This is a genomic window from Pseudomonas khavaziana, from assembly GCF_036704165.1.
Lineage (GTDB): Bacteria > Pseudomonadota > Gammaproteobacteria > Pseudomonadales > Pseudomonadaceae > Aquipseudomonas > Aquipseudomonas khavaziana.
Window position 1 is genome coordinate 1,166,552 of sequence record NZ_CP129946.1, and the last position, 12,339, is coordinate 1,178,890.

Below are 12,339 nucleotides of genomic sequence, written 5' to 3' on the forward strand. Positions count from 1 at the left end.
TGAGTCGTGAGGACCTTGAACGTAATTCCAGCGAGATATGCTGCCGGATATGACGTGGCGGCAGCGAACGCAAAAAAGCGCAAGCCCGTGGGTTTGAGCCTTTGTCTTGTCTAAAAAAGTTACTGTAAAACTTCGATCACGCCATCGGCACTGACCTCGCGGGCCTGGCTCATGGCCTGGTTCATGGTGGTGAGGATTCGCCAGCGAGCTTGGCCGGGTCGGCATTTTGGGACTCGGTGTAGAAGAGCACGATTCTCTTGTCGCGAGCCACTTCCTGGCTGCCGTCAGCGCGCAGGGATACCTGATTGTAATATCAGTGCATCGGTGGCCATGGCGGGGTGGCTGGCCACTGCGCTGGCGCTGAGGGCGATTTGACGACTACTCTTTCGATGGAGAGCATATTCTCGGTGTTACGGTTTTGGGAAGGTCTCGGGTTTATAGGTAAAGGCCCACCATTTCAACGGATTCCAATACGGATTTTTCTTCGCCGCTCTGAAGTTTGTTTTTTGCGCCAGTTCCTTTGCGACGTATTTTTCAGCTTCGGACCTAGCCAATGCCCTATCGGCGCCAGTCAGGGGGGTGTTCTGATTTTTTTGCAGGGCTTCCAGATAGACATTTTCAACTTTTACAACCGCTGCATTTACATTTTCCGGCGCGAGGTTAGCGGTGAGGGTGCCACTATAGCCTTTGACAGGGCGCCCTATGAGCTTCTGAAATTCAGCTGCGAAGGAGGCATCTCCACCACTTGCAGAGTCGCATGACAGCAGTCTTACATTGTCAAACGTTTCTGGGTAAATACCTTCGTTGTGAAGTGTCTGAAGTAACTCTTGTGGCGTATTGAGTTTTCCATTATATGAAACTTTCGCGATGCCAGTATCAGGATCGACGCTTCCGTGTACCAGTATGTTGAGTCGTTCTTGAGTGCCTTTCTTGTTGAAGTCGGTAAATGTGCAGAGTTTTTCGTTAACGGTGTTTAGCTCATTGAGCTCTCCACTCAGTATTACGTTTTTTTCAGGAGTGGAAAAAAGAGCTTCGCCGGTTGGTAAGTTTTCTATAGAATTTAGAAATGCACCTTTACTATTGGGTGGTTCAATCGTCGGATGGGCACCTTCCGTTTCACTGGCGTGTGGCGTACTTGGTTCATTTGACGCGGTATTGGCGACGGAGGTTATATCGCTATCGTTGGAGGCGTTCAGTTTTTTCGCGAAATCAAAATGGTTAGTCTGCTCATTGTATCTCCAGCCGTAATGTTGGCTGCCGGTGGTGTTGAAATTCAAGGGCGGTTCGCCCAGGCCTGCTTCTACCCCAGCCGGTATGACTTCGTGCGCCAGCAGCAGGCCTGATATTACTTCGCCGGTCCTGCCTCCAACGCGATCACTGGCCGTCATGCCATGGTCGGCGTCATGCTTGCCGAAAACAATATTGCCAGCATTGCCAAGGACGGGGACGTAGCCAAAGGTATTGCCCCATACTTCTCTTGCGGCCTTCCAGTCTTGCTCCACGGCACCAAAAACCTTGGTTTGATCGTCCCATAGTGCATTCTTGGCGTTCACTTCGCGATAATGCGAGGCAATACCTTTGTTCAGATTGCCAAATTTCAGTTCATAATCCCCGCCTCGCGATTGGGTATAATTAAACAATTCCCGAACAGGTACGGACTTATCGGTTACCAAACTGTCCCGCCCTAGGTAGTGGGATGTGTTATCTCGGATCAGACTGTCTAGTACCGTCGCGGCCGGTGGCCAATGCGCGTCCTGTCCCCCTTGCAGGTCACTGGCATTGAAACGACTTATCAGTTGGTTACGATTGTCTTTGGCCCACGTCGCAAAGTCGTCATCGCCCTTTATCTCGCGGACAGCGCCACTCCTCAAATCAAACATGACACCCTGATTGGGCCTGTTGTTGTCATTGCCATCATAGGGCCTGTAGGGAATAAACGCGTAGCCACTCAGGGGGTAACCGTAGATATTGGGAATAATCACCTGCCCATTTTTATCCAGCGTGCGACTAATCGCTTTTTGACCGGAAGAGCTTAACTTTTCAAAGGCCTCCTTATCGCTACGAAGACTCTGCAAAGCGCCCCGCGCTACATAGGCGTCTGCTTTGCCCGAGCGTTCAGGTATTACGGTTGATATTGTGGGTGTGTACGGGATATGGGGTACGAAAGGCAGGGCTTGCATAACTTCAATAAAGGTGTTCGTCTTAGCGCTGCCACGCATTGGCGTGGCTATATCCCGTTCCCAGTGTTTTTGAAGCTGTTTGCCAAACGATTGCAGATCATTAATCTTGCTCCGGTCTTTTGGGTCAATGACCATTCCATGGAAATTGACAATCCCGCCCCGTGCGGGTGTGTCGTGATCAAGCACACCCGCTGCAATTTCCCATGCGGAATAGGTACGGGTGCCGGTGTCGGACAGGTTTGTTGCTGTCCCCATGCCAACGTAAGTGTCGAACGTTACGGTGAATTTTTCATGGGGATCGAACCCGGCCGCTAATAGACCCCCACTGAAGTAACCAGAGGGATCCATGAATAGGCGCACGTTCTGGAACTTAACGTTTCTCTCGCCTTCACTGCCACTTTCGATATTTTTTTTCTGCAAATTTACACGCGTGGCGTAGGCATCAATGCGCTCCTCGCGCTCTTTTAACGTATACCTGCCTCCGGGCGCTTGAGCAGGGACTGATCCATAAATGGTTGCCTTGTAGACATCGGATTGGTGCTGGACAGTAGAGATAGTGTTGTCCACTTTAGAGGCTTCGTTATTGTTTAACTGTGTATCCTGTTTCTGTTCTTGCGTCAGCGTGCGTTCATTTTGGGTAGATTCGGAAGTTGGTGGCAGATAACGGATAATATTAAGCTGAGTTGAATTTTCCACTTTTGATTACCTAGTTAGGATAATGGAGTGTTCTTGTGCAATATATGTGGTTGCTTACACAGGAAGGTTCCAAATCGTAATCAGGAAGTGTGGTTTGGGAATTTGGTTCAATATGCTTCAGGTATACGGCGCCTGTTGCGATGTTGCCAGACGACTGAAGTTGTAGTGATGCTGAAACAGCGTGCAAAAAAATAGCGCAGCCTGTTAAGGCTGCACCATTGTCTTATTTTCAATAATTATTGCTGTACTTCAATTACGCCGTCGGCAGTCATGTTGACCTGGCTGGTACCGGCTTCCACTTCAGGTGTTGGCGCCGAATCAGCCATGGCCGCTTTCATCATCATCCCGCCACGGGCATAAGGCATTGGATAGCCGTTGGTGTTGAAGTTCAGATTGACGATCTTGTAACCCTTGCCACCCAATGCTTCAGTCGCCAGCTGGGCACGAGCTTTGAAGGCTGCAACTGCATCCTTGAGCAGCGCATCTTCGCTGGCCTTGCGCGTAGCGTCGGCGATGGCGAAGTCCATGTTCTCCATTTTCAGTGTGTTCAGCAGTTCGCCGGTAAGCTTGGACAGCGCTGGGAAGTCCGCGCTTTCCAGGCGCAGTTCGGCACGTTCACGCCAGCCGGTGATCTTCTGGTTCTTGTTGTCGTAGATCGGGTAGCTGTTGCGGCTGCCTTGGCGCAGCGTCACGCCTTTGACTTCGCGGGCCTGGCCCAGGGCCTGGTTCATGGTGGTGGTAACTTCGGCAGCGAGCTTGGCTGGGTCGGCATTCTGCGACTCGGTGTAGAGAGTGACGATCATTTTGTCGCGAGCCACTTCCTGGCTGACTTCGGCACGCAGGGAAATCTGGTTGTAATGCAGTTCATCGGCAGCCATGGCCTGGAGGCTGGCCAGGGCGCTGGCGCTGAGGGCAAGGACGGCGGCACTGCGAGTGAAACGAGACATGGAAGCTCCTTGAGATAGTCGTGTTCGGTATGACTGTAGACGCTGGCATCGGGTTCTTCGGGTTTACACAATAGCTACAAGTTATGGTGGGCCCGACGAACGGTCGTTTTTCCCGCCCTGCGTCAAAGAGCCACATACGCCGTGCCAGCCGGCCTGCTTCGTTTATACTCGTGCCGATCCGCCTGCAGCGCTCACCGGGAGAGCTCATGCTCGCCGCCGTAAAACTGACTTCCGCCACCCGCCAGAACCTCTGGCGCCTGACGTTCATTCGCACCCTGGTATTGGCCGCACAGGCCGGTTCCGTCGGGCTTGCCTATTGGTTCGACCTGCTGCCGCTGCCGTGGCTGCAACTGGGCGTGACCCTGGCTTTTTCCACCGTGTTGTGCGCGTTCACCGCTATCCGGTTGCGCACCACGTGGCCGGTGACCGAGCTGGAGTACGCGCTTCAGTTGGCGTGCGACCTGTTTATCCACAGTGTGTTGCTGTATTTCTCCGGTGGTTCGACCAACCCCTTCGTTTCGTATTACCTGGTGCCACTGACCATCGCCGCCGTCACGTTGCCGTGGCGCTACTCGGTGGTGCTGTCGGGCATTGCCCTGACGCTCTATACGTTGCTGCTGGCGCAGTTCTATCCGCTGCAAACCTTTCCGATTGCCCGGGAAAACCTGCAGATCTACGGAATGTGGCTGAGTTTTGCCCTCTCGGCTGCGGTCATTACCTTCTTCGCCGCACGCATGGCCGAAGAGCTGCGCCGCCAGGAAGAACTGCGCGCCATTCGCCGCGAAGAGGGCCTGCGTGATCAGCAACTGCTGGCCGTCGCCACCCAGGCAGCCGGCGCCGCCCATGAACTGGGCACGCCGCTGGCGACCATGAGCGTATTGCTCAAGGAAATGACCCAGGACCATCACGACCCGGCCTTGCAGGAGGACCTCAGCGTGCTGCAGGAACAGGTCAAGCAGTGCAAGCTGACGCTGCAGCAACTGGTGCGTGCCGCCGAAGCCAATCGCCGCCTGGCGGTCGAAATGCAGGATGTCACCCACTGGCTCGACGAAGCCTTGAACCGTTGGCACTTGATGCGTCCCGAGGCCAGTTACCGTTTCAATCTGCTGGGCCAAGGCAGCGTGCCGCGCATGGCGCCACCGCCGGACCTGACCCAGGCGCTGCTCAATCTTTTGAACAACGCCGCCGACGCTTGCCCCGAAGGATTGGGCGTGCAGTTGGACTGGGACGCAGAAAACATCACCATCAGCATTCGTGACCACGGCGCGGGCGTGCCGCTGGCCATTGCCGAGCAGATCGGCAAACCCTTCTTTACCACCAAGGGCAAAGGCTTCGGCCTGGGCCTGTTTTTGAGCAAGGCCAGCGTGACCCGCGCGGGCGGCTCAGTGAAACTCTATAGTCATGAGGATGGCGGCACGCTCACCGAGCTGCGCCTGCCCCGTGTCGCACGAGGAGATATCGATGAGTGACGAGATCCAAGTCGAAGGCGAAGAACTGCCGCACCTGCTGCTGGTAGATGACGATGCGACCTTTACCCGCGTGATGGCGCGTGCCATGAGCCGGCGCGGTTTTCGCGTCAGCACCGCAGGCTCCGCCGAAGAGGGCTTGACCATCGCCCAGGCCGATCTGCCGGACTATGCCGCCCTCGACCTGAAAATGGACGGCGACTCCGGCCTGGTGTTGCTGCCGAGGCTGCTGGAACTCGACCCGGAAATGCGCGTGGTGATCCTCACCGGTTATTCCAGCATCGCCACCGCCGTCGAGGCGATCAAGCGCGGCGCCTGCAACTACCTGTGCAAGCCAGCGGATGCCGATGACGTGCTGGCCGCCTTGCTGTCCGAGCATGCCGACCTCGACACCTTGGTACCGGAAAACCCGATGTCGGTGGACCGCCTGCAGTGGGAGCACATCCAGCGCGTGCTCACCGAACACGAAGGCAACATCTCCGCCACGGCCCGCGCCCTGGGCATGCACCGTCGCACCTTGCAGCGCAAGCTGCAGAAGCGCCCGGTACGGCGTTGAACACCGCAGAACCAACCGAACGGGTGTGACCTGCGCATAGTGAGGGCTTCAGAGGCTGGCCGCACCTGCGTGTCCCAAACGGATCTTCGGGGCGACCAGCATGGGAGCGTCACAGTGGGGCGTCAAAAAACTCTTCAGGGTCAACGCCTTGAGCTCCCATTATTAAGTCCGCGTCGCTGAACTCACTTCTCTTATATTCGGGGATATTGGGGTCCTTACCATCATATGTCCTGTGGAATTGTATTGTTGGAGTGCCTTCGCCACTCAGTAGGTTGTCCAAGCCTTCCTTCAATGCTTCGCTCGTGGGGAATCTAGCCATTCCAAAATTAGGATCATAAATAAAGAAGGTTTTTTTACCATCTCTTATAATGACGCCTACAAGGATGCCGTGGTCCATACTGCTGACGCGTAACATCTTGGTCTCCGTTGCGCTGCTCAACTCAGGAACAATTTCTGTATAAGGACCTTGTCTGACAGGCTGTCGGCCATGGAAGTGCTCTTCAGTATTGGCCTGAAGGGTTTTCATGTTTTTTCTGAATTTGAGGATGGCGGGATCTTTAGAGGGAACAGTCGCCTTGAACAAGTTTTCGATAAAAATATCTTCTTTGTTATGTTCAATGGCCAGGGCCATGGTGTTGACTAATCCAGCGCATTCGCCATCATTAAAGGGACTGACGTTCTGGAGGTAAAAGGTTTGTGGTATTCCAACTGCCGACCCGCCGGCAGCCTCCACTTTGGCTTTGAAAACTTCAAAATTTTTAAGACTAGACGTCACCCCTCGCTTCACAAGCACTCCCATCAAAGTACCTATTTCTTCTGGCGTACGTTTAGGCTCCATCATCAACGCGTGAATTTGGTCAGTTTGCAAGTCTTTTTCGTAGTATTTGATTTTTGTCGGATCTCCGCTGGCCAGACCTTTTTCATAGGCATGACGAAGTGATGGTTTATTTAATATGCCTTTAAGTTTTCTTTTCAATGCAACCTGGTCGATCTTTTCCCTGAAATCACCATTTTTTAGAACGCGTACTAGCGGCGCATTCTCGGAAACCTGCTCTCCAGGCTTAACCAGTTCAAAATCCTTCTGGCTGTTCACACGCACCTTATATAATACGGTGCCATTGCTTCCATCATCTTTGATAGGGATATAGTCCTCACCTTTGATTCGGTAAAATCCCTGAGCGTCAGGTTGAAACTCTCCCGTCGTTTTGTACTGGCTTGCGAACGGCTCGAACTTCTCTCGAAGACTTTTTTTCGAGCGGATGGCGCCTTTGATATCGCCAAATGTGCTTTTGATTGGGGTGTTTTCAATCGGGGCATTCTCTATTTCCAGCGGTGCCGGTTCCTCTATGTGTGGCGTTGGTCCTGGGCTGGTTGTCGGCTCAGGGGTTCGCGCCAGCTCAAATTCGCTGGTCTGCGCGTTGTATTGCCAATTGTAATGATCGATGCCGGAGGCGTTAAAGTTCAAGGTCGACTCACCCAGCCCTGCCTCTATCCCAACTGGTGTGACTTCGTGCGCCAACAAGAGGCCTGATATCACTGCGCCGGTCGTACCTCCAACGCGATCACTGGCCGTCATGCCATGGTCGGCGTCATGTTTGCCGAAAACAATATTGCCAGCATTACCAAGGAAGGGGACGTAGCCAAAGGTATTGCCCCATACTTCTCTTGCGGCCTTCCAGCCTTGCTCCACGGCACCAAAAACCTTGGTTTGATCGGCCCAGAGTGCATTCTTGGCGTTTACTTCCTGGTAATGCGAGGCAATACCCTTGTACAGATCGCCAAATTTCAGTTCATAATCACTGTCTCGCGACTGGGTGTAATTAAACAGTTCCCGAACGGGTATGGATTTATCGGACAGCAAGTTTTTTCTCCCTTGATAGTGGGAGTTATTATCTCGGATCAGACTGTTGAGTACATTCGCGGCTGGTGGCCAATGCGCGTCCTTTCCGCCTTGCAGGTCACGGGCATTGAAACGACTTATCAGTTGGTTACGATTGTCTTTAGCCCACGCCGCAAAGTCGTCATCGCCCTTTATCTCGCGGACAGCGCCACTCCTCAAATCAAACATGACACCCTGATTGGGCCTGTTGCTTTCACTGCCATCATAGGGCGTGTAGGGAATAAACGCGTAGCCACTCAGGGGGTAACCGTAGATATTGGGAATAATCACCTGCCCATTTTTATCCAGCGTGCGACTAATCGCTTCTTGACCGGAAGAGCTTAACTTTTCAAAGGCCTCCTTATCACTACGAAGGCTCTGCAAAGCGCCCCGCGCTACATAGGCGTCTGCTTTGCCCGAGCGTTCAGGTATTACGGTTGATATTTTGGGGGGGACGTATGGCATGTGGAGTGGTAAAGGCAAGTATTGCGTAATCTCCATAAGGGTGTTGATCTTAGCGCTGCCACGCATTGGCGTGGCTATATCCTGCTCCCAGTGTTTTTGAAGTCGCTTGCCAAACGATTGCAGATCATTAATCTTGCTGCGGTCTTTTGGGTCAATGACCATTCCATGGAAATTGACAATCCCGCTCCTTCCTGGTGTATCGTGATCAAGCATCCCCGCTGCAATTTCCCATGCGAAATAGGTGCGGGTGCTTGTATCGGACAGGTTTTTTGCTGCCCCCATACCGACGTAAGTGTCGAACGTTACTGTGAATTTCTCATGTGGATCGAACCCTGCCGCTAATAGACCCCCGCTGAAGTAACCGGAGGGTTCCATGAATAGGCGCACGTTCTGGAACTTAACGTTTCTTTCGCCTTCACTGCCACTTTCGATATTATTGATCTGCGTATTTACACGCGCGGAGTAGGCATCAATACGCTCCTCACGCTCTTTTAACGTATATCTGCCTCCGGGCGCTTGAACAGGGTCTGTTCCATAAATGGTTGTCTTATAGACATCGGATTGGCGCTGGGTAGTAGAGGCAGTGTTATCCGTTTTATAAATTTCGTTATTGTTCAACTGCGTGGGCGTTTTCTGTTCCTGCGTCAGGGTGTATTCTTCTTGAGTAGCCCCAGGCGTTGGCGCTGAATAGCGGACAATATTAAACTGAGTTGAATTTGTCACTTTTGATACCTAGATAGGATTGTTCGTATGATTTGGTGCGAAATGGGTGGCCGTTTACGCAGGAAAAGTTCCATGTCTAATTAAAAAAGTGCAGATGTCCTACTTTGTTTCTATGAGTTTCTGGCGTGCGGTGTATTACGAATCTTCCAAGCTTGCAACGCAAATTGCAGAAGCGCCCGGTACGACGCTGAACGAAGACTGAACAACCTGCTTCAGGCTGCACGGATGCGCGAACCGATCACCTATGATCGGTTCAAACGCCTGTGATGTTTTCCTACCGAGCCTGAACAATGAACCAGAACGCTGAGTACTCCGCGATCAACGACGCAGTGCGCGGGCAATTCTTCCGCCGAACCTGGGCCATGATCACGCCCTATTGGCGTAGCGAAGAGAAGGGCAGGGCGTGGTTGCTGCTGGTGGCCGTGATTGGCTTGTCGCTGTTCAGCGTGGCGATCTCGGTGTGGATCAACCATTGGTACAAGGACTTCTACAACGCCCTGGAGAAGAAGGACACCGCGGCCTTCTGGCAACTGATCGGCTATTTCGGTGGCATTGCGGCGGTAGCGATTCTCGGTGCGGTCTACCGTCTCTACCTGACCCAGATGCTGACGATCCGTTGGCGTGCCTGGCTTACCGAACAACACTTCACCCGTTGGCTGGCCCACAAGAACTACTACCAGCTGGAGCAGGGCGGCTATACCGACAACCCGGACCAGCGGATTTCCGAAGACCTCAATAACTTCACCTCCGGCACCTTGAGCCTTGGCCTCGGATTGCTGCGTAATGTGGTCAGCCTGGTGTCGTTCTCGATCATCCTCTGGGGCGTGTCGGGCAGCATCGAAGTATTTGGCATCACCATACCTGGGTACATGTTCTGGTGTGCGCTGCTGTACGCCGCCGTGGGCAGTTGGTTGACGCACTTGATCGGTCGTCGCTTGATCGGCCTGAGCAACCAGCAGCAGCGCTTCGAAGCGGACTTGCGTTTCTCCATGGTGCGGGTACGTGAGAATGCCGAGAGCATTGCCCTGTACAACGGCGAACCGAATGAAAGACAGCGCCTGAGCACACGTTTCGGCAAGGTCTGGCACAACTTCTGGGACATCATGAAGGTGTCCAAGCGCCTGACCTTTTTCACTGCCGGCTACAGCCAGATCGCCATCATCTTTCCGTTTATCGTCGCTGCGCCACGCTACTTCGCTGGCAAGATCGAACTGGGCGAGCTGATGCAAATCAACTCGGCGTTCGGCAACGTGCAGGACAACTTCAGCTGGTTCATCAACGCCTATTCGGAGCTGGCGACATGGCGTGCCACCAGTGACCGTCTGCTGAGCTTCCAGCAGGCCATGAGCGACAATGAGCAACGTGCCCCGGCCATCGATGTGCGCCCTGAAGGCGAGCGCCTGGTGATAAAGGATCTTGGAATGGACTTGGCTGACGGTCGTCATTTGCTCAGCGACGCCGACATGACGGTGGAACCTGGTCAGCGCGTAATGCTCAGCGGGCGTTCCGGCAGTGGCAAGAGTACCTTGCTGCGAGCGATGGGCCATCTGTGGCCGGCCGGTCATGGCAGCATTCGCCTGCCGGCGACGCGCTACCTGTTCCTGCCGCAGAAGCCTTACCTGCCGATTGGCACGCTCAAGGCCGTGTTGAGTTATCCACAAGACGACGGAGTCTATTCGCCAGAACGTTATGCACAGGTCCTGAAAACCTGTCGCCTGCCCCATCTGGTCGCACGGCTGGATGAAGCCAACCACTGGCAACGCATGCTCTCACCGGGTGAGCAGCAGCGCCTGGCCTTTGCCCGTGCATTGTTGTTCGCGCCGCAATGGCTGTACATGGATGAAGCAACCTCGGCGATGGATGAAGAGGATGAGGCAACCTTGTACCAGGCGTTGATCGATGAGCTGCCGGGGTTGAGCATCGTCAGCGTCGGCCATCGCAGCAGCCTCAAGCGCTTCCATGGGCGGCATGTGCGGATCGAGGGTGGGCGGTTGCAGGAGCAACAACTTACTTAAGCTCATGCTCGGTAGTGTGGGAGGGGGCTTGCTCCCGATGGCGACCTGTCAGTAACAGATGCATTGGTTGACCCACCGCTATCGGGAGCAAGCCCCCTCCCACATTGATCTGCATTGTTCTTGAATTGGCGCCAAAAAAGCCCGGCTGATCGATGATCAGCCGGGCTTTTTGTTGCTTGAGGATGACTTACTTCTTCAAGCCGTAATGCTCATCCAGCATGCCTGGGGCGTTCGGCGTCTTTGGCGCGTAGTCCCGTGGTGGCTCCTGGTTTTCCCGCGGCGGGGTCAGGCGTTCCCGTGGGGTTTGCGGTGCATCGGAATGCAGCGCGGCCAGCAGGCGCTGGCGGGTAATGTCGTCGAGGGCCAGGCGATTAGCGCCATCGGCGAGGTGATCCTGTACTTCCTGGTAGCTCTGGGTGAGCTTCTTGACCAGGGTCGCGGTGCTGTTGAAGTGGGTAACAACCTCGTTCTGATAACTGTCAAAACGTTCCTGGATGTCATCCAGCTGACGCTGCGTGCGGTTAGGCGCGGCATTCGGCAGCAAGCGAGCAACCAGGAATCCAATGGCGACACCGGCAACCAGGGCAAGAGTCGGCAACAACCAAACTAAGAGCGAGTGTTCCACGAGTCCTTCCTCTATAAACGGCTTTGCTTTACGTTAACGGCTCGGACCTGCGCTGTATACCGCGATTAAGCTCGCAATGATGCCATGCACAGACTTTTAGCTAGACGAGTCGACCCCTTGAGAGGTCACGGAGTTCATCCTTGCTCATGCGTGAAACCCCCGTTTTGATCGACGGCCCGGTGGGCCAATTGGAAGCCTTGTACCTGGATCACCCCGAGCCACGTGGCCTGGCGCTGGTCTGCCACCCTAACCCGGTGCAGGGTGGGACCATGCTCAATAAAGTTGTATCGACCCTGCAACGCACCGCCCGCGATGCCGGTTTGATTACATTGCGTTTCAACTATCGTGGTGTCGGCGCCAGTGCCGGCACCCACGATATGGCCGCCGGTGAAGTGGACGATGCCGAAGCAGCCGCCACCTGGCTGCGTGAAAAGCACCCGGACCTGCCGATCACCTTGCTGGGGTTTTCCTTCGGCGGCTACGTCGCGGCCAGTCTTGGTGGCCGCCTGGAAGCCAAGGGCGAGAAACTCGCGCACCTGTTCATGGTTGCCCCCGCTGTGATGCGCCTGGGCGATGCGGATGTGCTGCCTCAAGACTGCCCATTGACCCTGATTCAGCCGGAAAGCGACGAAGTGGTGGATCCGCAGTTGGTCTACGACTGGTCTGCCGCCCTGAAACGCCCCCACGAGCTTCTGAAAGTGGCAGAATGCGGACACTTTTTTCACGGCAAGCTGACCGATCTCAAGGATCTGGTGCTGCCACGCCTTTCGAATTGATGACAAGCGAT

General features: G+C 54.4%; 8 protein-coding genes and 1 pseudogene. 4 read left to right on the forward strand and 5 right to left on the reverse strand.

All coding sequences use genetic code 11. The annotated features are described in order from the left end of the window. Positions 1–152 precede the first annotated feature (152 nt). From QYQ93_RS05105 to QYQ93_RS05115, 3 genes and pseudogenes are all read right to left on the reverse strand, one after another. Positions 153–371 (reverse strand): annotated as a pseudogene (locus QYQ93_RS05105) (hypothetical protein); the annotation flags it as partial. Positions 372–410: 39 nt separating this feature from the next. Next, a complete protein-coding gene (locus QYQ93_RS05110; RefSeq protein WP_338476467.1) occupies positions 411–2,876 on the reverse strand; it encodes a hypothetical protein in 2,466 nt (821 codons plus the stop codon). 236 nt (positions 2,877–3,112) lie between these two features. Continuing rightward, the gene (locus QYQ93_RS05115; RefSeq protein ID WP_043048536.1) at positions 3,113–3,823 is read right to left on the reverse strand and encodes an SIMPL domain-containing protein; all 711 of its coding nucleotides are present in this window, start codon (positions 3,821–3,823) and stop codon (positions 3,113–3,115) included. Between the two features lie 206 nt (positions 3,824–4,029). On the opposite strand from QYQ93_RS05115, the gene QYQ93_RS05120 reads away from it, so the two are divergent. Both QYQ93_RS05120 and QYQ93_RS05125 read left to right on the forward strand, forming a co-directional pair. Continuing rightward, positions 4,030–5,292: an ATP-binding protein gene (locus QYQ93_RS05120; RefSeq protein ID WP_043048537.1), complete on the forward strand. Its 1,263-nt coding sequence runs from the start codon at positions 4,030–4,032 to the stop codon at positions 5,290–5,292. Then, positions 5,285–5,845 (forward strand): response regulator transcription factor, encoded by a 561-nt coding sequence (locus tag QYQ93_RS05125; RefSeq protein ID WP_043048539.1) that lies wholly within the window; start codon positions 5,285–5,287, stop codon positions 5,843–5,845. The genes QYQ93_RS05120 and QYQ93_RS05125 overlap by 8 nt, the downstream gene beginning before the upstream one ends. Before the next feature lie 109 nt (positions 5,846–5,954). On the opposite strand, the gene QYQ93_RS05130 is transcribed toward QYQ93_RS05125, so the two are convergent. Then, positions 5,955–8,912 (reverse strand): hypothetical protein, encoded by a 2,958-nt coding sequence (locus QYQ93_RS05130; protein ID WP_338476468.1) that lies wholly within the window; start codon positions 8,910–8,912, stop codon positions 5,955–5,957. 290 nt (positions 8,913–9,202) lie between these two features. Between QYQ93_RS05130 and QYQ93_RS05135 the strand changes: the two genes are divergently transcribed. Next, a complete protein-coding gene (locus tag QYQ93_RS05135) occupies positions 9,203–10,927 on the forward strand; it encodes an ABC transporter ATP-binding protein/permease (RefSeq protein WP_338476469.1) in 1,725 nt (574 codons plus the stop codon). Positions 10,928–11,114: 187 nt separating this feature from the next. Here QYQ93_RS05135 and QYQ93_RS05140 read toward each other — a convergent pair whose 3' ends face one another. Beyond that, on the reverse strand, positions 11,115–11,552 hold the full coding sequence (locus QYQ93_RS05140) for a YhcB family protein (protein ID WP_003171734.1): 438 nt from the start codon (positions 11,550–11,552) through the stop codon (positions 11,115–11,117). A gap of 146 nt (positions 11,553–11,698) precedes the next feature. On the opposite strand from QYQ93_RS05140, the gene QYQ93_RS05145 reads away from it, so the two are divergent. After that, the gene (locus QYQ93_RS05145; RefSeq protein WP_338476470.1) at positions 11,699–12,328 is read left to right on the forward strand and encodes an alpha/beta hydrolase; all 630 of its coding nucleotides are present in this window, start codon (positions 11,699–11,701) and stop codon (positions 12,326–12,328) included. The last annotated feature ends 11 nt before the right edge of the window (positions 12,329–12,339 follow it).